At 61.8% G+C, this 18948-nt stretch carries 21 protein-coding genes and 2 pseudogenes; 18 read left to right on the plus strand and 5 right to left on the minus strand.

The genetic code is table 11. The annotated features are described in order from the left end of the window. Positions 1-2: 2 nt before the first annotated feature. The 14 genes from ACSE4D_RS12130 to ACSE4D_RS12195 all read left to right on the plus strand — a co-directional run bounded on the left by ACSE4D_RS12130 (position 3) and on the right by ACSE4D_RS12195 (position 11886). On the plus strand, positions 3-851 hold the full coding sequence (locus tag ACSE4D_RS12130; protein ID WP_426937142.1) for an IS5 family transposase: 849 nt from the start codon (positions 3-5) through the stop codon (positions 849-851). Positions 852-887: 36 nt separating this feature from the next. Then, positions 888-1265 carry an ATP-binding cassette domain-containing protein gene (locus tag ACSE4D_RS12135; RefSeq protein WP_101573661.1) on the plus strand — a complete coding sequence of 126 codons (378 nt, stop codon included), beginning with the start codon at positions 888-890 and terminating at the stop codon, positions 1263-1265. Between the two features lie 309 nt (positions 1266-1574). Next, positions 1575-2333 (plus strand): ABC transporter ATP-binding protein, encoded by a 759-nt coding sequence (locus ACSE4D_RS12140; protein WP_426937491.1) that lies wholly within the window; start codon positions 1575-1577, stop codon positions 2331-2333. After that, a complete protein-coding gene (locus ACSE4D_RS12145) occupies positions 2330-3718 on the plus strand; it encodes an FtsX-like permease family protein (RefSeq protein ID WP_193078509.1) in 1389 nt (462 codons plus the stop codon). The genes ACSE4D_RS12140 and ACSE4D_RS12145 overlap by 4 nt, the downstream gene beginning before the upstream one ends. Positions 3719-3833: 115 nt before the next feature. Then, positions 3834-4736, plus strand: coding sequence for an ABC transporter ATP-binding protein (locus ACSE4D_RS12150; RefSeq protein WP_193078508.1), 903 nt, complete (start codon positions 3834-3836; stop codon positions 4734-4736). A gap of 38 nt (positions 4737-4774) precedes the next feature. Then, positions 4775-5578 (plus strand): ABC transporter permease subunit, encoded by an 804-nt coding sequence (locus tag ACSE4D_RS12155; RefSeq protein WP_436326015.1) that lies wholly within the window; start codon positions 4775-4777, stop codon positions 5576-5578. A gap of 78 nt (positions 5579-5656) precedes the next feature. Then, positions 5657-6883: a sensor histidine kinase gene (locus ACSE4D_RS12160; RefSeq protein ID WP_426937143.1), complete on the plus strand. Its 1227-nt coding sequence runs from the start codon at positions 5657-5659 to the stop codon at positions 6881-6883. Continuing rightward, the gene (locus ACSE4D_RS12165) at positions 6880-7605 is read left to right on the plus strand and encodes a response regulator transcription factor (protein WP_101596873.1); all 726 of its coding nucleotides are present in this window, start codon (positions 6880-6882) and stop codon (positions 7603-7605) included. The genes ACSE4D_RS12160 and ACSE4D_RS12165 overlap by 4 nt, the downstream gene beginning before the upstream one ends. A 465-nt stretch (positions 7606-8070) precedes the next feature. Beyond that, positions 8071-8496, plus strand: a complete 426-nt coding sequence (locus tag ACSE4D_RS12170; RefSeq protein ID WP_205751081.1) for a hypothetical protein — start codon at positions 8071-8073, stop codon at positions 8494-8496. Further along, the gene (locus ACSE4D_RS12175) at positions 8493-9086 is read left to right on the plus strand and encodes a CypD family RiPP peptide-cysteine decarboxylase (RefSeq protein WP_101596871.1); all 594 of its coding nucleotides are present in this window, start codon (positions 8493-8495) and stop codon (positions 9084-9086) included. Before ACSE4D_RS12170 ends, ACSE4D_RS12175 begins: the two co-directional genes overlap by 4 nt. Positions 9087-9206: 120 nt before the next feature. Then, positions 9207-9836, plus strand: coding sequence for an ABC transporter ATP-binding protein (locus ACSE4D_RS12180; protein ID WP_101556166.1), 630 nt, complete (start codon positions 9207-9209; stop codon positions 9834-9836). 698 nt (positions 9837-10534) lie between these two features. Next, positions 10535-11332: a hypothetical protein gene (locus tag ACSE4D_RS12185; RefSeq protein WP_426937144.1), complete on the plus strand. Its 798-nt coding sequence runs from the start codon at positions 10535-10537 to the stop codon at positions 11330-11332. A 20-nt stretch (positions 11333-11352) separates the two neighbouring features. Further along, positions 11353-11676 carry a glycoside hydrolase domain-containing protein gene (locus ACSE4D_RS12190; RefSeq protein ID WP_101556170.1) on the plus strand — a complete coding sequence of 108 codons (324 nt, stop codon included), beginning with the start codon at positions 11353-11355 and terminating at the stop codon, positions 11674-11676. A gap of 66 nt (positions 11677-11742) precedes the next feature. Then, entirely contained in the window at positions 11743-11886 is a 144-nt protein-coding gene (locus ACSE4D_RS12195) for a hypothetical protein (protein WP_170286978.1), read from the plus strand. Between the two features lie 4 nt (positions 11887-11890). On the opposite strand, the gene ACSE4D_RS12200 is transcribed toward ACSE4D_RS12195, so the two are convergent. Continuing rightward, complete coding sequence (locus ACSE4D_RS12200) at positions 11891-12331, minus strand: hypothetical protein (RefSeq protein WP_145998005.1); 441 nt, start codon at positions 12329-12331, stop codon at positions 11891-11893. Between the two features lie 536 nt (positions 12332-12867). Continuing rightward, entirely contained in the window at positions 12868-14157 is a 1290-nt protein-coding gene (locus tag ACSE4D_RS12205) for an MFS transporter (protein ID WP_426937145.1), read from the minus strand. 150 nt (positions 14158-14307) lie between these two features. Between ACSE4D_RS12205 and ACSE4D_RS12210 the strand changes: the two are divergent. The 4 genes and pseudogenes from ACSE4D_RS12210 to ACSE4D_RS12225 form a co-directional block, all read left to right on the plus strand. Further along, a pseudogene (locus ACSE4D_RS12210) lies at positions 14308-14457 on the plus strand (GmrSD restriction endonuclease domain-containing protein); the annotation flags it as partial. A 183-nt stretch (positions 14458-14640) separates the two neighbouring features. Next, a pseudogene (locus ACSE4D_RS12215) lies at positions 14641-14748 on the plus strand (excalibur calcium-binding domain-containing protein); the annotation flags it as partial. Positions 14749-14937: 189 nt separating this feature from the next. After that, a complete protein-coding gene (locus ACSE4D_RS12220; RefSeq protein ID WP_426937146.1) occupies positions 14938-16539 on the plus strand; it encodes an AMP-binding protein in 1602 nt (533 codons plus the stop codon). A 54-nt stretch (positions 16540-16593) separates the two neighbouring features. After that, complete coding sequence (locus tag ACSE4D_RS12225; protein ID WP_426937147.1) at positions 16594-16749, plus strand: hypothetical protein; 156 nt, start codon at positions 16594-16596, stop codon at positions 16747-16749. A 16-nt stretch (positions 16750-16765) separates the two neighbouring features. Here ACSE4D_RS12225 and ACSE4D_RS12230 read toward each other — a convergent pair whose 3' ends face one another. From ACSE4D_RS12230 to ACSE4D_RS12240, 3 genes are all read right to left on the minus strand, one after another. Beyond that, complete coding sequence (locus ACSE4D_RS12230) at positions 16766-17179, minus strand: MarR family transcriptional regulator (protein ID WP_426937148.1); 414 nt, start codon at positions 17177-17179, stop codon at positions 16766-16768. A 32-nt stretch (positions 17180-17211) separates the two neighbouring features. Beyond that, positions 17212-17874 (minus strand): NAD(P)-dependent oxidoreductase, encoded by a 663-nt coding sequence (locus ACSE4D_RS12235; protein WP_426937149.1) that lies wholly within the window; start codon positions 17872-17874, stop codon positions 17212-17214. A 126-nt stretch (positions 17875-18000) separates the two neighbouring features. Continuing rightward, the gene (locus tag ACSE4D_RS12240; protein WP_426937150.1) at positions 18001-18921 is read right to left on the minus strand and encodes a LysR family transcriptional regulator; all 921 of its coding nucleotides are present in this window, start codon (positions 18919-18921) and stop codon (positions 18001-18003) included. Positions 18922-18948: the final 27 nt, after the last annotated feature.

An 18948-nucleotide genomic window follows, 5' to 3' on the forward strand; every position in this document is an offset into this window, starting at 1 on the left:
CCGTGCCAGCACTTCCATCTTCAGTCATCGACCCTCTCTGGAGCCAATTCGAAACGCTCCTACCAACCATCGGCGATGATCACCCACTCGGATGTCACCGACCTCGAGTGCCCGACCGAGTGGTCTTCGACAAGCTCATCACCCGTCTCGTTCTCGGCGGTGCTTACACCAAACACGCCGATGATCGGGTCTCGGCCACAACGCTGCGAGCCCGTCGTGACGAATGGATCACCGCCGGAGTCTTCTCCCGCCTCGAGCACATCGTCCTTGAGTCCTTTGACCATGCCATCGGTCTCGACCTCACCCACCTCAGCGTTGACGGGTGCTGTGTCAAAGCACCTAGTGGTGGCGACAACACCGGACCTAACCCCACAGACCGCGCCAAATCAGGGCAGAAGCGTTCCGTGCTCACCGAGGGCCACGGTCTGCCGATCGGAGTGGTACTGGCGGGAGCGAACCGGCATGACTCTCCTCTTCTGCGTCCGACTCTGGAGTGTTTGTCCCGGTTCGGATTCTTCCTACCCGAGTCCATTCGGGTTGATCTCGATTCCGGCTACGACTCTCAGGTCACTCGTGAGTTGCTCGACGAGTTCGGGTGCCAGGCGAAGATCTCGCCAAAGGGCACCTACATCGAGATCAACCACACCCGTCGTTGGAAGGTCGAGCGCGTCAATTCCTGGCATACTCGGGGCTTCGGGCTCCTGCAGGTCGTCCTCGATCGAGTCGATCGGGTCCAGCAGGCATGGGTGTGTTTGGCCAACGCGATCATCGTCTTACGCAGGCTACTCAAGGAGTCGTGGGTGGCGTTGCGATGGGCTACCAGGCCCGTCAAGGGTTATGACTGGCGATAACCGCCTACCCGCGCAATCTCTAAAGGAGACACGCCCATGTTGCTTTGCTTCTACGACCCGTGCTCCGGGGAGATCACCGTGGGAGGTCGACTGGTTGAGGAACTGAGCCGGCAGGATGTGAGAGCCCACATCAGCTATCTCCCCCAGAACGGAGGGATCATCGACGGGACTTTCCGAGAGAACGTGGAGATCGGGAATCCCGGGTTGGACGAGAAGGCCGCTCCGGCACTGCTGACGGGTCTCGGTCTCGATGCCCTGAATGGATTCGCGGACAAGGGAATGGCTCTCGATGTCAGCGAACAGGGAGCGCACCTCTCTGGCGGCGAACGCCAGCGCCTTGCACTGGTGCGAGCTTTGCTTCGACAGACCCCGATCATCCTCCTCGATGAGCCGACCTCGAGCCTGGACGGGTAGAACGAACTGAAGTTCTCGCAGCTCCTCGTCCAGCTGTCAGGTGCTCGCACGATCGTGGTCATCGCGCATCGACTCCAAACGATTCAGAGCGCAGATCGGATCTACGTCCTGGACCACGGACGGATCGAGGCCGCAGGCCGGCACGAGCAGCTTATGTCGGAGTCGTCGCTGTATCCGCGCCTAAGAGCACCAGTGACAGGTATCTCCCGTGACAGCACACACAGATATGACCTGCCAGGATCAACCCGTGGTTGGTATCAGACGGTTGCGAACGATCCGTAGCGTCGAATCATGAGCTACGAGCGAACTATGCGATATGACCAGCACCCCGTCGCACCTTCTCAGCAAAACCACGTGCCCCGCCTGTCGGCGGCCGGCCTGCAGGTGCGATACGGCGACGCTGTCGCCCTGAACGGGGTGTCTTTCTCTGTCCACGACGGGGAATCAGTCGCCATCATGGGGCCATCGGGGTCCGGCAAGACCACGTTGCTGCACGCTCTTGCGGGCATCATCAGGCCCGACGACGGCACCGTCGCATTGCGCACGTTGGACGGGCAGGGCCGATCGCAGATCGTTCGGGTCGACGAGCTCTCCGACCCAGCTCGTTCAGAACTCCGGCTACAGGAGTTCGGGTTCGTTTTCCAGCAGGGCATGCTCATTCCCGAGCTGACCGCGATGGAGAACGTGATGATGCCCCTTCTGCTTACAGGCGTGACGAAGAGCGAAGCGAACTCCAGAGCCGGCCAACTGCTCCAGGAGCTGGGAATGACCGGGCTCGAACAACGCCGCATCGGACAGTTGTCAGGCGGCCAGGCACAGAGGGTCGCCATCGCCCGGGCGCGAGCCACGCAGGCCCAGGTCGTATTCGCCGACGAGCCCACGGGCGCTCTCGACTCCCGAACCGCGGCCGATGTCCTGGCCCTCCTACTGCGCTCGACCTCCGAGCAGGGCCGCGCGCTGGTCCTGGTCACCCACGACAAGGATGTCGCTGCGGCGTGCTCGCGTGTGGTGCGGCTGCGCGACGGGCAGATCGTCGAGCAGCTCTCGGACAGGCAGGCCGACGGATGAGCACCCATGAGGCACCGACCGGGGTCTCGGCACGTAGGGCCGGGCAACGCACGGCACTGTGGCTGTTGATTCGTCCCTCTTGTACGGATGCCTCCGAAATCATTCTGCCCGTCATCGCCATTGCAGTGATCACTGCAATGTCAATTGCGGTGTCGACTCTTGCCAACGCGTTCTGGTTCGCACCCGATCCCAGCGGATTCGGTCAGTACCGGATCCTGGCGGTGGCGATGCTTGCAGTCATGGTCGTCCCGGTCAGTACCCTCGGCGGCTCGGCCGCGAGACTGTCAGCTCGCCGGCGCGAAGATCGATTGGCGACGCTCCGACTGCTGGGCGCGACCCCCAGCTGGGTCCGAAAAGTAGCTCTCGTCGAAGCCGGAATGCTCGCATTGCTGGGAGCGCTCCTCGGGGCCGCCCTCGCCCTTCCCATTACCCCGGCGCTGGCCTTGGTACCGGTCGCCGGCAACACGCTCGGCATAGATCGTGCCATCCTGCCACCAGCGCTCGTCGTCGTGCTTGCGAGCTGCGTCGTGCTGGTCGCGCTCATCAGCGCGGTCGCGAGCCTCAAGCAGGTGATGATCTCGCCGCTCGGCGTGCGCATGCGCCAGAGCGCCCCGCGGATGCACTGGCTCCGGCTGGTGATCGCCGCGCTCGTCGTAGCGGGGGCCGTCCTGGTCCTGCAGCTGACATCAGCCAGCTGGGGCACAGTGGGCATCACCCTCGCGCTGGTACTCGTCATCGTCTCGGTGATGGCTGTGCTGAACATCCTCGGCCCCTTCTTGGTCGGTCGGTCCGCTCAGCGTCGGCTCCGGCGATCCGACAATGGTGCATCGCTGATTGCGGCGCGGACGGTGCTCGAGTCGCCCCAGGCGGCGTGGAGGCAGGTCTCCGGGGTCGCGCTTGCCAGCTTTATCGCGGTCCCGGCAGGCTCAGTGCTTGGCTTCCTCGACATGGTCCAGAACGTCTCCGATGCCGTCACCCCGGAGCAGATCCAGTTCTTCGGCGACATCCGCACCGTCGTGGTCGCTGCCCTGGCGGTGTCCTACCTGTTGGTGTCCTGTTCGGTGGGGGTGACCCAAGCTGCCGCTGTGATGGAGCGCAGAGCGCTCTACGTCAGCCTCGATCGACTCGGTATGTCCCAGCCTGTGATGCATCGGTCTCGTCGGATGGCGATCCGTATTCCCCTGCTCGTGGCAGCAGTGGTTCCAGCTGTCATCGCAGCCGTCTTGGTGATCCCGGTCGTCGGCGTCTCGGCGGTGACAGCGCCGCTGTTCCTCCTCACCGTTATCGGATGCATTGTCCTGGGGATGTTGCTAGTCCAGTTGGGGGTGATCGCCACCTTCCCAGTTTTGCGCCGGGTGCTGGCAGCGCCAGAGCGTGCCCTGTGAGACATCTCGAACCTCAACCCGTGGTTGGCATCGTCGGTGCCGTGACGATCCGTAGCGTTGAGAACACGACGCAGCGCACAGCTGGTGCCCCTAGCGAGAGAACAGGAGAACTGAGATGACGATCGAAGTCGAAGCACTCACGAAGCGATACCGCGAAAAGTTCGCGGTGAAGAACGTCTCCTTCACCGTGGAGTCGGGCAAGGTCACAGGTTTCCTCGGGCCGAACGGTGCTGGAAAATCCACCACGATGCGGTCGATCGTCGGACTTGACCGCCCCACCTCCGGACGAGCTCGGATCGATGGCATGACGTACTCGGATTTCCCTGCACCGCTGGGATCGGTGGGGGTGCTGCTCGATGCACGAGCAGCACATCGATCCCGCACCGCCCTCAACTACCTCCGATCCATCGCTGCGACCCATAGGATTCCCAGGTCGCGGGTCGACGAAGTTCTCGAGGCGACGGGATTGGCCTCAGTGGCAGGCAAGAAGGTCGGCGGGTTCTCCCTGGGCATGGGCCAGCGCCTCGGCATCGCCGCGGCGCTCCTCGGTGACCCGGCCACGCTCATCCTCGACGAGCCGGTCAACGGCCTCGATCCCGAAGGCGTGACCTGGGTGCGCGAACTGCTGGGCTCCCTCGCCGCCGAGGGACGCACCGTGTTCCTCTCCTCGCACCTGCTCAGCGAGCTGTCCCTGATCGCCGACCACGTCGTGATCATCGGCCGCGGGGAGATCATCGCCGACTCCCCCATCAGCGCGCTCACCGGCCCCGACGACGACCGCGTGCGGGTGCGCACGAAGGATGTCCGCAAGCTCAACACCCGCCTCGCGGCTCCGGACGTCACGATCACCTCGTGCGAACAGGACGTGATCGAGGTCGAGGGGCTGAGCACCGAGCAGATCGCCCGTGCCGGCCAGGAGGTCGGAGCGCTGGTCACCGAGCTAACCCCGCAGCGCCAGACCCTCGAAGAGGCCTACAACCAGCTCACTCGCGACGCCGTCGAGTTCGCCTCGGCCTGACCGTCCCGGGCCTGCCCATCACGAAAGGATTCCCTGCGATGACCACCACGGCATCTGTACGACGTGACGCGCCGAGCCCGGTCGGGCTCGGCGGAGCGATCGCCTCCGAATGGATCAAGTTCCGCGGCCTCACGTCCAACCACGTCCTGACCGCCTTCACCCTCCTGTTGCTCATCGCCAACGGCCTGGCGATGCCCTGGGCATACGTCTACCGCGACCGCAGCTCCCCCAAAGCCGACTACGACGCCTACCCCGAGATGATCGTCGACAAGACCGGCTACGTGGGCATCATCCTCGCCGTGCTCGCCGTGCTGATGATCACGAACGAGTACCGCTCCGGCCAGATCGGCACGACGCTGCTCTCGGCGCCACAGCGCACGCCCGTGTTGGTGGCCAAGTCCGCCATCATCGCCGGGATCTCTTTCACGATCGGCATCGTCAGCTCGGCCATCGGCTTCGCACTGGCCCCCGCGATCCTCGGTGTCGGCGGGTACAGCTACGACCTGAGCCCAGCAGACGCCTTGCGCCTGATCCTCGGATCCGGGCTGTACCTGGCGACGCTGAGCATCATCGGCATCGCTGTCGGTGCGCTCATCCGCAACGTGGTCGCCGGCGTCCTGGGCGTCATCGTCCTCCTGCTCATCGTGCCCGTGATCCCGCAGATGTTCACCGAGCACGGTGTCGAGATCACCGGCTTCTTCCCCATTCAGGCAGGATCGCAACTGTTCGCCCAGCCGGGGTCCGGCGGACTGGGGCCTTGGACGGGATACCTGGTGCTGCTCGCGTGGTCGGTCGCCCTCTTCGCGATCGCAGCGATCACCTTCAAGCGGCGCGACGCCTGACCTCGTCGGTGGTGTCATGGCACGATCAGGCGCACGGAGGACAATGGAAGGAAGGACTATGACAGCCCGAGGAGGACGATGAGCACGCGCACCGAGCAGCTGGCGATGGACGCCGCCGACGTCGACCGTGCCCTCGGCGGCAGACTGCTCGGCCTCGCCCAGCGCCAGCCAGGTGCGATCGACCTGCTCGTCGCGGCTGCCTGCCTCGCCGTGCAGATCCTCGTGCTCGTCATCGCTCCGCAGCGGCCTCAGTGGCCGTTGCTGGCGTGCACCGGCGTCTCGAGCGCGCTGCTGCTGTGGAGACGCAGGTTCCCGGTAGGGGTCCTCGTCATCATCGCGGTGATCAGCACGGTCGACGCGATGCTGCCTGTGTCCTCCCCCACGGTGGTGACGATTCCGGCCGCGGTCATGGTCTACACCGTGGCCGCCTCACGCACTATCGGGTGGGCTCTGACCGGCTATGCCGTCGCCGTCATCCTCCCCACCCTAGGAACATTCGTCGCCGCTCTGGTACGGGACGGCCCCGCGCACTCGGCGACGCTGCTCGAACCGCTCGCACTCGTCGCGCTGGCTCTGGGCATCGCCGTGCGCAGTGCGGCGCAGCGAAGGGAAGCGCTGGCAGAACTGATGAACGAGCGCCTCGCGACCGCGCGGGTCGTCGAACGGCAACGCATCACCGCGGAGATGCACGATGTGGTCGCCCACTCGCTCTCGACCATGGTGGCGCTGGCAGACGGAGCCAGCAGCGGCTGGGAGAAACATCCTGAGCGTTCGACTCAGGCACTGGTCAAGCTCGGAGACGTCGGAAGGACCGCACTGACGGAGATGCAGCGCATCCTCCAGGTCCTACGCGAAGACGATCCGGTGCTTGACGACGAACTGCATCGATCGGGCCACAACGTCCCCGACCTTGAGGAACTCGTTGATGTCTACCGCATCGCAGGTCTACCGGTACGCCTGTCCCGGAAAGGACAGAGCGTCTCCGACGACCCAATCCTGGCCACCACGGTCTACCGGATAGTGACTGAAGCGTTGACCAATGCACTGCGTTACGCCAAGGGAGCCACACAAGTCGATGTGGACTTCGAAGTTGCCGGGGACGAGCTGACGATCCGCGTCAACGATAACGGCCGCGCGGCCCCTGATGTTCCGAGCCAGGGAGCCCACCGCGGCCTCGTCGGTATCACCGAACGGGCCGCGGCGCACGGGGGCACCAGCACGGCTGGTCCTCGTCCCGAAGGCGGTTGGGCTACCACAGCAACACTGAAGATCGGCGACATTACCGAGGAGAACAGCAGACGATGAGCGCTCCACAACCATATAGCTCGGCATCCTCGGATTCAGCCACCGCGATCTCGATTCTCGTCGTCGACGACCAGGAGCTCACGCGGATGGGAAACGCACTTATGCTGGAAGCGGACGACGACCTGAAGGTCGTCGGTGAGGCTGCTTCGGGAGAGGAAGCTGTGCGACGAGTCCGGGAGCTTCGACCTCACGTGGTCCTCATGGACGTGAGGATGCCTGGCATCGGCGGGATTGAAGCAACCCGGATCATTACCGCCGCTCATCCGAACACGAAGATCATCGTCTTCACCACATTCGATGTCGACGAGTACGCCTTCGACGGCCTCCAGGCCGGAGCCAGCGCCTTCCTACTCAAGAGCAGCGCTCCCGAACAGGTCAGAGCAGCGGTGCGGACGGCCAACGCGGGCGAGGCGGTGGTCGAGCCACGGATTACCAAGTACCTCGTCGATCACTTCACTTCGCGCACCCCGGCCCCTCCACGTGCTCGGGCCGCTAATGACCAGCCCAGCTCATCCAATCCGTTGGACCAGCTCAGCCCGCGCGAACGGGAAGTGTTCCACTCGATGGCAGCCGGCCTGTCGAACTCGGAGATCTGTGAGGCGTTCCACCTCTCGCCGGCTACGGTCAAAACGCATGTGAACCGGGTCTTCGCCAAGTTGCACCTGCGCGACCGTGTTCACGCAGTGATCCTCGCTTACCGGCTCAGAACACCCCGGAGTTAAAGGGCCATGACGCGCTGCAGGAATTGCACAACTCCCAACTGCTGATGCTTGCGAGGTGACGCCGCTCACAGAAAGGTCAGAACGTCCTTCCCCACGGCAACCCTGGCAGAAGGCGGTCGGCCGCCTGCTGGAAGCACGAGACATCGACAGTGGAGTCGTGTGAGTGGGCCACCGCGTGTTGTCGTTGTCTCGGCTGAAAACGCCGACCAGCAGCGAGGTCTTGCGGATAAACTCTCTGCACCTTATGAACTCGTCGAAGAGTCGTCTCATCGGTCGATCATCGGCTATCAGTCTCATTCGAAGATTGTCGCGACTATCGTGAGGGAAGTCGTCAGTGGAATCTAACATTGTCAGCACTGCCCTTGGCATCGCTGCGATTGGGGCCATTGGGGCCCATGTCGCAGCTACAACACTGCAAAATACACCAGATTCTTACAACCTGGATATGCGTCCATACGTGGGAGGATGGACGGTGCCGGGCTGGAGGTTTTTCGCACCCAACCCGGCAACCAGAACGTACACGTTTTAGTGCGTACTCGCGACACTGAAGGAACACTGGTCAGCAATTGGAAAGATGTCACCCCACCCGTCCATCACAGTACTTTTAATGTCCTCATCAATCCACGAAGTCGCGGCCCGAAAGCGCTCTTCGATGCGATGCAACAGTTGACCGTGATGCGCGATAATTACGCGGGACTCGACTGGATCTTCAAAAGTCTCCCCTATGAACTGGTCGCAGATACCTGCCGGGGCCTATTACAGGACGCTGTTGGACCACGATTTCAATATCTACTGATGAATTATGTCCCATCGGCGCCCGAAAGCGAACGTATGCAGCCGATCCTCGTCTCGCAGTGGCTGGCCGTCAATGCTGAGGGGGTGACAGGATGACCACCGATGTCGGAGAATATGGCGTCTACGACGGTTCTGAGGTGCATCTGCACATCACAGGATCGATCGGAGCCGCGCTCGTTCCTTGGTGGATTCACTGGTTCAGGCATATCAATAAGGACGTCGTGGTGAACGCTTCTATCTCTCGAAGTGCCTCGCGTTTCGTGACGAAAGACGCGATCGTAGGTCTGTGCAACGGACAGGTATGGGAAGACGAGTGGGACGATGCTAAGAGTGAAGACTGGAGGGAAGGACGCACTGGAGACTCGGATTGCATTATTGTCTTCCCCGCCAGCTTAGACACTGTAATGCGACTGGCACAGGGACGCAGCGACTCGCCAGCTTTGACGATGATGCAGGTCACCCATCTGCCGATCATCCTGTGCGAAGCTTTACCCGGGATCAACTCTGTCATCGAGCATTGGCGAAATATTCTACTTGAACGGCCAAACGTGACTACCGCTCCGCCCGTCGTCGGGATCAAGGCCACGGACCGGGACTCTCAAGAGACTGGATTCAACCTCCCGGGTGCCATCGCCATGGCAAACGAGCTCATTGATGGAACACGTGAAGGTGACTGCGTTGATTGAAGCCCACGTCCGGCAACTCGCACCTCTTCATAGTCACGGTTTGCTTCAGGACGTTGGTTAGCAACCCAGAGGACATATTTTGTTACAACGAAACATTCAGGATGGTGGAACAGTCGCTTTATGATCGAACTCAATAACGTCAGTGTGTTTGCGGGCGAGGTACCTCTGTTGAGACCCACCACAGTCTCATTATCACAGGCAGAAGCTCTGGCGATCCGTGGTCACAACGGTTCTGGGAAGTCAACGTTGCTTCGTTTACTCGCAGGAGCCCTGCCTCCTACAGATGGTGAGGTTTTGATCAACGGAAGCGTGCCGGATACGAGAAGTCGAACTTTTCGCCGCACAGTCGCTGCCATGATCGGCCTTCCGCCGATGTCCTCGGACCTCACTGTCCGCGACCATGTCGCACTTGTGTCAACCACGTGGTTCCCGCGGTCTGCAGATGCTGACGATGTCACATCCAGCGTCCTCGACAAGCTCGGGCTATCACAACTATCCTTGCGCTTTCCTCATGAACTTTCGTCCGGACAACTCCAATTGTTCGGATTGAGTCTTGTGCTTGCGCGACCGTTCGACGTTCTGATCGTCGATGAACCCGAGCAACGACTTGATGATGAGCGCTTGGGTATTGTGTCTCATGTTCTTCAGGCACTGAGAAACGATGGCGTCACCGTTGTGGTGGCCACGCACAGCTCTCGTCTGGCTGATGACCTGGGAGACCGTGTCCTCAGTCTGGATGTAACGACGTGAGGTCGCAGTACTCCGCGGCGATGTCGATCTGGAGAAACAGGACGGTTGACAGCGACCACCCCGAACCTCGGCGCGACGTGGGGTTCATTATCTACGCTGTGATTCTACTGTCTGTTATTTGTCTAGTACCCATAATTCGTCTTCTATTCCTATCCCTGGTTTCATCGACTGCCAGTGCAGTTCTCGCTTCACCAGTGGCAGAGCGAACGGCGTTCGCAGTCGCCGTGATTGTTTGCGTGGCCGCCCTTTGGGGTGGCCGGTTTCAGGGCCCCGCGACCCTGCCCCCATTTCTCACATATGCGCTTGCCGGTAGTGAGATTCCTCGACTCACAACGTATCGGCGCCCGCTATCAATCGCGGCGTTGTGCGTGTTGGGGATGTTGATAGCGGCCTCCATTTTGGTCGCAACCAGTATGTGGACGACTGGCATCATCTCTGCCCTGGACGCGGCACTGGTCGTGGTGTCTTGGCTCTGCACTGCCATCGTCGTCTTTTGTCTTTGGGTCACGAGCCAAACTTTTCCGCGAGCTTCCGCTGTGGCCGCCTCTGTATTGCTGGCTGTGGGCGGTTGTGTTCTGTTCGTCCCTGGCGCGTGGCAAGCATGGCCGGCAGAGATCTTGTCCAGTGGCCCAGGGGCGGCCATCGCGTTGATAGCTTGGGCAGCGTTTGTTGTGGTCGGAGTATGTTGCATACCTCGCATGCTGGAAACTCAGCAATTTGACGATCTGCTCAAACGCTCTATTCGCTTGGCGCAAGCACAAGCGCAGGTGTTCATCATGGAGTTTGGCCAAGCTTCCTCAATCTATCGAGAACCTCCACGGCTGCTACGAACGATGAAAGCGGTGCGGCCGTCGCGACATGTCTGGATCACCATCGCCAGAAGTGATTTGTACGCGTCATTGAGAAGTCCAATCCGACTATTGACCAGCCTCGTTTGCGTCTTTGGTACCGGTTTGCTTGTGGGGTTCGGATCGTCCCTGGGGCCCTTGGCAGCGCCTCTCGGGCTAGGCGCCGGTGCGTTGAGCTATATGGGCGTAGGCCCTCTTGCCGATGGTCTTCGACACGGTGCCGCACAAGTCTCAGATCTGCCTCTGTACGGTATCAGTGATCGGTTTCTCATTAGTGTTCATGTGATCTTTCCGATCTTCGTCAGTGCTGTCGTCGCCACGATCGGTGGTTTGATCGGTGTGCAGCTGACTAGCGGATCGATTCTTCAGGTATTGGTGTCCACGGTCAGTTTGTCAGTCCTGACAGTTGCCTCCATTCTCATGAGCGCATTGAAAGGTCCGATGCCGGTCCAATTCCTCGCATCGGTTCCTTCGCCAATGGGGGATCCGATGGTGCTGACGAGAGCCATGTGGGCCCTCGACGGTTTGCTTACAGCTATAGCGGCAGGGGTTGCCGTATCAGCGCTCTCGACTGCCCCTGTCTTGATGATTGTTGTCGCAGTCATCCCCTTGGTCCTTATTGCTCGCCGATGGCGCTATCGCGGCTAAAGCCCCGCATCCAACGTCGCATGAAAGGTTGCCGGCTTCTTGAAAGCGGCGAGGTCGGCTTCGGAATCGCGCCGATCTGGCAGACGTCTGCGAACGATGCCGCGTACTTCATTTCAGGCCGCGGAACAACCGACGCGCAGGCTGCCCACACGCGGGCAGAGGCTCTCGGCATCCCGGGCAACGTCAACATCTATTTCGCTGTCGACTTCGGCGCTTTCGGTGACACGATCGACGATCTGATCGTGCCCTACTTCCAGGAGCTCGATGCCGAGACCACAGCGCTTGGCGGGAACCCGATCGGCGTCTATGGGCCGCGGGCAGTCTGCAATCGGATGGAACAGTAGGGCCTGGGGTCTGCGAGTTACGTCGGCAACTTGTCGTACGGGTGGACGGGGAACCTCGGACAGCCGATGCCGGATAACTGGGCGATCGATCAGTTCTTCGAGTTCGAGCCCACGTTCCACGACGACGGCAACTCGGCCGGGACGAAGGGTGTCGACCAGCTCATTCACAACCCCTACAACGGACAGCTGTGGTACCCGGAGGCCAGTTGAACACTCAGCGGTTCTTGAAATAGAACTGCAGATCGTCGAAAGCGGGAGCCCGCCTTGGTGCTGTGGCTCTCTCGCTCTCGACGCGTTCGGGACGCTTCACGTAGCGGTCCGCCATCCCTTCGATATGCGCCTGGCGAATGTCTAGAAGGGCGCGGCCGAAGCCGTCGCTGTCGAAGAAATCATCATCGGACTTGACCTCCCAAATTGATGCAGACAATCCGTCGCCTGCATCGCGAGCACCGATGAAACGTACGTCGGTGTCAAGAGGGGACTCGCAAGTGGTGAATCCGTTCTTGCGTTCTGTTCGTTGGAACGTGAAGCTGGTTAAGTCATCTCCTTTTAGCGGCAAATTCGAGCTCTTCAGCGCGACGATGATGAGGCGTTTCGGATCGAAGTCGTGTGAGTAGTTCTCCCAACCGTCGCCTTTGCTGTCGTCATAGCTCACGTCATCCATGTCTGGGTCGCCTGCGAACACACGCGAAATGTTGACGTTGACGCTGCCGCTGTCTGTCCACACTGGCTGTCGTAAGCCGTCACCGGAGTTCGCACAAGCGTTCGCAGGCGTGCTTGAAGCTGGTTGTTCCGGAATGGGTTTGGCGTACGTCCGCTCCTCTGTCGACTCCGGTCCTTCGATGGGCGGGCCATTTGTCTGCGGAGTGCATCCTGCGAGTAGCGCAGTCGCACATGCCAGTGCCGCGAATCCAAGACTTGTTGTTCTTCGTTTCCGCATATCTTTCTATTCTGTTGGGCAACCGGGACCGAGGAGAGTCGTCAGATTTTGCACATCCAGACGATGAGCATCTTGAGTCCAAACCGCAGTTCGTCGCCGAACGGATTTACCAGGAGCACTTCGATTCGAAGTGAGCCGAAAGCCGGCCGAGCGCGATCAGTCAGCTTCCGATATCTAAGTCTTAGCCAGTTTAGCCCTCGGCATGGGTGATCAGCCGAGGGTTGACCAAAAAGCGTACTGGGATCTCCTGATCAAAGTACCTCCCACTCGGACGGCAAGGTTCGTTGAGAACGCAACGGTGATAGGAACAAGGACACGACGCCGAGAAAGATGCACGCCACGGCGAAGAACAGCGCATTTCCGTTACCGATCCACGTGGCGAGAGCTCCCCCAGCCAACGCGCCCAGCGGTACTGAACCGTATATGACGAAGCGTTGGGCACTGGTCACGCGGCCGAGCATGGAATTCGGGGTCACGCGCGCGACGATACCGCTGGTGCTGATGCCGTACGTGACGATGATGAAGCCAATCAAGAACTCCACGATGCAAACCAGTGCGAACGCTGGCAGTGGGATGATCGGGGTTAGCGGTGCAAGCACGAAAGCGATTGCGAGGCAGCAGACCGCAACTACGATCGTGCGGATCTCTCCCCACAGATTCATGAGTCTCAGCCCGATTAGTGACCCCGCAATGCCGCCGACTGCCCCGATCGACACTGCCAACCCCATCTGGCTGGCGGTGAGGCCAAGATCGCGCAGAATGAAGACCGGATAAATTGCGTTGATCAATCCAGCACCGAGATTGACTGTTCCCGCGGTGATGATGAAAGTACGCAACACAACGTTCGTTCCCACGTAACGAAGCCCAGCAGTCATGGAAGACCAGAACCTCTCCCGCTTCTGTGAGGTTGCCGGTGGATCGGTGGCTTTGATCGTGGACACGAGGCAGGCTGTGATCAGACTCGCCACAGTAGAGACCACATACAGCAACGGTGCTGAGATGATCTTAAGTAGTGCGCCAGCGGCACCGGGAGCGATAATTCCTGCCGTGTTGTCAGAAATACTTAGGCGCGCGTTTGCCTCCGAGACGCGGTCGCGGCCGACTAACGTCGGCAACACTGCGGTGTGGGCAACATCGAAGAAGAGCGAAGAAATACTGAGTAGTGGGGCCATGATGATCAGTTGAATGACTGTCAGATTATGGAATGCGAATGCCACGGGCACGGAGGCAACAACGATGGTCTGCAGTGAGGCAAAGCCGACTAGCACCCATTTGCGCGACCATTGATCAATCCACACACCGGCGGGAATGCCGAAGAAGAGATATGCACTGCGAGACAACGCGGCGATGAGTCCAACTTCAAACGCCGAAGCGTTGAGGAACACGACGGCGGTGATGCTTAACGCGAAGGTGGTGACCTGGTTGCCCATGTCGCCGGCAAAATTGGCCAGCCACAATCGTCGAAAAATGGGATTCTTCAAAACAGGAGGTGACGCTCGGCCATGTTCATCTGGTTCGCTGGCGGCGTCGACAGGAGTCATATGCCCCTTATACCGCGAACCCCACGCCCTGCCCAGGATTCCGCGAGATCAACCGGTTATGCAATCTATTCATGCATTCTCGATGTAAGCCATCAGAGATCTCTACAGGTGAGGAACTCCGAGCCATCTGATATCGGAGCTTCCCGATAGAAGGGCGACGGCGACGCCGCAACCTGGCTGCCGCCGAACAAGAGCTACCGCTGCGAATACGTCGCCCGACAGATCGCCGTCAAACACAAATACGGGCTGTGGGTGGTCAAAGCGGAGAAGGACGCCATGCAGCGTGTGCTGAGCAGATGCGACGACCAGCCCGCCTTCACCGAGGATGTCGACTGGCCCGGTCCCGGTGACGGTGACAATGTCACCACGAAGGAAGAGACCCGCCCGGCGAAGCAGAAGTCCTCGAGTTCGGGGTCATCGGGCACAGGGGCGTCCGGTTCGGGGCCGTCGTCGAGCGGTTCGTCGAACTCGTCGACCCACTTCGAGAACTGCACGGCCGCGCGCGAAGCCGGTGCCGCACCTGTCCACCGCGGGGAACCCGGATACGGCTCGCACCTCGACCGGGACGGTGACGGAGTCGGCTGCGAATAGCCGAGACATCGCAGTCACCGGACGGAGCACGCACGGACAACGTCCACGCTGTCGATCGGCCTGTCGATCGGCCGCCTCGGCGAGGGTGGTGTGCACGCGATCACAGTCGCTCGGTAGTCTGAGGTCGAACACCGTCGCAGCTGCTCATGTCGACGGCCGCCACGATCACCGACGATGAGGAGACCGACCATGTCCGGACTGGATACCGCCCTGACTCCGCTGCGCTTCCTCGAGCGCTCCCTGGAAGCCCACCCCGACCGGGAGGCGATCGTCGACGGGCCCCGCCGCTTCACCTATCGCCAGATGGCTGAGACCGTGCAGAACCTCGCCGAGGGTCTCCGACGTCGCGGTCTCAGCGACGGTGACACCGTGGCCGTGCTCGCTCCCAACAGTGCTGAGGCGCTCATCGCCCACTACGCGGTTCCGCTGGCCGGTGGTGTACTCGTCATGCTCAACACGCGCCTGGCCCCGCCCGAGGTCGAGTACATCCTCGGCCACAGCGAGGTGAAGTTCCTCTTCGGCGATGCCGGACTCCTCCGACCGGTCATCGACGCCGGCGCGGCAGACTCGGTCGAAGCCATCGTCGTCCACCCGAACGAGGACGGAACCCCTGGCGAAGTGAGCGCCGCGGGTCTCAGCGTGGAGGCGTATTCCGAGTGGACCGCCTCGGCGCCGGAATCACCGCGGTCCTATGAAGTCGCGGACGAGACCACGACGATCACCGTCAACTACACCTCGGGCACAACGGGCAGGCCGAAGGGCGTGATGTATTCGCACCGCGGGGCGTATCTGAACTCGCTCGGAGAGGTCATCACGCAGGACTTCGCCCCGCTCACCCGATACCTGTGGACGCTGCCGATGTTCCACTGCAACGGCTGGTGCACGACCTGGGCACTGACCGCGGTATCGGGCACACACGTGTGCATCCGGGCCGTGCGCGGACCGGAGGCGTGGCGGCTCATCGACGAGGAGAACGTCACCCGCATGGCCGGCGCCCCAGTCGTGCTCAACACGATCGCCGGAGCCGGTGAAGCCCACGACCTCGGCGGCGCCCTGTCGATCACCACGGCCGGTGCACCGCCGTCGCCGACGACGATCGCGCTGCTCGAAGAGCTCGGCATCGAGGTCATCCACGTCTACGGACTCACCGAATCCTACGGCCCGTACTCCTCGTGCGAACCTCAGCCCGAATGGACCGGCCTGCCCGTCCAGGAGCGTGCAGCTCTGAAATCACGCCAGGGAATCGGCATGATCAGCGCCGACCGTATGCGCGTGGTCGAGCTGCGCGACGATGATGTGCTCACCGATGTGCCCCGCGACGGGACGACGATGGGTGAGATCATCATGCGCGGAAACAATGTCATGAAGGGCTACCTCAACGCCCCTGAAGCCACCGCCGAGGCGTTCCGCGGCGGCTGGTTCCACACCGGCGACCTCGCCGTCATGCACGAAGACGGCTACGTCCAGATCCTCGACCGTGCGAAGGACATCGTGATCTCCGGCGGTGAGAACATCTCCACGATCGAGGTCGAGCAGGCCATCGTCGCCCACGAATCCGTCGCCGAGGCGGCCGTCGTCGGCATGCCCGATGACAAGTGGGGGCAGCGCCCGCTCGCCTACGTCGTGCTCAAAGACGACGCCGACGTGGCCGAAGACGACCTCATCGCCTTCGTCAAGACCCGGATCGCCTCCTATAAGGCACCGGCCGGCATCGAACTCGTCGCTGAGCTGCCGACGACCTCGACCGGCAAGATCCGCAAGAACGCCCTGCGGGAGCGGGCGCAGGGATAGGTCCGGCCCGCCCGTGCTGGGGCGGAGGAAGTCGGTGGTGTTGTGGACGCCGCCGTGGACGACGCCCCATGGGGGGTGGTCCTCACCGAGGTGGCTGTGACCTCGGCGACGGTGAGTCCGATGGCGGCGACGAACCGACTCGACCCCTCCAAAGAGACTCCGGCCAGTGATGTGTCCTGTGTGCTCATGGTGCGCATTCGTCCTGGCTGAATATTCTTCAGTCAGCCTACAGAAGCGGCGGCGTGATGTCGGACGAAGCCTGTCGCGTGACGGCGGCGACCTCGTGGAGCACCTCGGCAAGTCTCTTTCGGTCGTGGGAAGAGAGCCTCTTCATCAGGTCGGTCGACGCTTCGTCGACGGGGGCATAGAGTTCGCGCAGCTCAGCGAAGCGGGTCGAGGGAGTAAGCCGAGCCGAGCGCCCGTCTTCGGGGTGGCTGTCGCGAATGAGCCATCCGTCTTTGACCAGCCGCGACAGGATCCCTGTCAGGGTGGCGCGGTGATAGCCGGTCCGGTCGGACAGGTACGAGGGCGTGCACGGACCATCCCGGTCGATAATGTCGAGAATATCGAGGTCGCGGGGGTTGAGTCCGGCGGCCATCGCCACTCTGTCGTTGACGATGCGCAGCTCGATGCGCAGCATTCGAACGGCTTCTCGGAGACTGTCCGCGTCGCTCAACGCTTCCGCCTTCTGACGTCGGTTGTCGGAGCAACGACCGAACGCGAATATTCATTGCCGGGCAGCAGACTGACCATGGCGGCGGCCAGATCGGGTCGAGAGGTGAATCCGCGTGTGGGGTTGCCGGGCTCGAGACGAAAGTCGGAGACGGCATCATCGTTGATCAGTCTTCCGGGTCGGACCACGGTCCAATCGATGTCGCGGACCGTCTGGAGATACTCCTCCATCGCCCGCATGTCGGCGTAGAGAGTTCTCCCGATGACTCCGCGTAGAAGAGGGAAGACCAGATGATCTGCGAACCAGTTCATGGGCGGAGGCGGATACGTCAGTCCGGCACTGACAACGATGAGCCGGCTGCTGCGCCCGCTGCTCCGCATGGCGTCGACGATGTGTCGGGTTCCTTCGGAATAGACGCTGATCGGTCGGCGGCTGTAGGCAGACCCGAGTGAGGAGATGACGGCGTCAGAGCCCGCGACCGCTTCAGCCACACCTGTGCCGGTGACGGCATCGGCGCAAACGGTATTCAGGCTGGGGTCGTCAGGCAGCGGGAGCGGGTCGGTGCGCCGGCTGACGGCGGTGACTGTGTGGCCGGCTTTCCTGGCTTCTCTGCATACCCAGAGGCCTGTTGGGCCGGCTGCGCCGAATACGCTGATGTGCATCTGAACCTCCTGGCAGCTCAGCTGGCGAACTATATAGTACGGAAAACATACTATATTTAGTATGAAAAACATAGTACTCTGCTGCGGTGGATACTGTGGCAGGATCGCCGAACGCGCCCCGGCTCCCTAGCTGAGCAGGCTCAGGCACTCGGTGATGATGCTCGAGAGCCGGCGGGTGTTCGCCGCGAGCTCGGAGCCGGCCGGACTCTGCGGAGTGGCCAGCAGGAGCGAGCGGGAGAAAGCAGGGTCTTCGATCGGCAGCAGGGCCACTCCCGGATGGGGGCCCATCGAGGCGAGCAGTGGGACGAGGCCGACGACCATCTCTGCGGCGATCATGCCGAGCATCACCGAGTAGTCGTCGGTGCGGAACTCGACCTCCAGCTGATGGCCGGCGGCCTTGAAAGCGTCGACGACGACGGTGTCGATCGGATCGTCCCGGGTCGCGCCGAGCAGCCAGTTCTCATCCTGCAGTCCGACCAGGGTCTCTACGTCGATCGATTCCCGACCCGCCAGAGGATGCGAGACCGGCAGCGCCAGCCGCATCGGCTCGCGGAACACCTCGGTCGTCCTCACCGTCTCGGTGAAGGGCAGATCATAGCCGGGTACCGAATAGAGCAGCACAGCATCGTACTCGTGCTGATTGACATGGGCGACGAGCTGGTAGATCTCCTCGAGTGTGCTGTCGATGTGCAGACCGGCGAGCTTCGACTTCTTGGCGATCGAGGGCAGCAGAGCCGAGGCGGCCGTGGGGAAGGTGCCGAACTTCACCCGCGTCAGACCGCTCTGCGCATGTGCGCGGACATCGTGCAGGGCCCGTTGCGACAGGGTGAGGATCCGCTGTGCCCTGTCGAGCATGATCTCCCCGGCCGTCGTCAGCGTCGATCCCTGCGTCGAGCGCTCGACCAAAGGGGTGCCGCAGAGTCGGTCGAGGTTGCGCAGATGGTAGTCGACCGAAGGCTGACTCCAGCCCAGCTGCTTGGCCGCGCGGGCGACCGAGCCCTTCTGAGCCACCGCGGTCAGGGCCTTCATCTGACGAAGATCGAGCATGCCCCGATACTACGCGGTTCGAGCTCT

This window comes from Brevibacterium sp. FAM 27836 (genome assembly GCF_051351055.1).
Classification (GTDB): Bacteria; Actinomycetota; Actinomycetes; order Actinomycetales; family Brevibacteriaceae; genus Brevibacterium.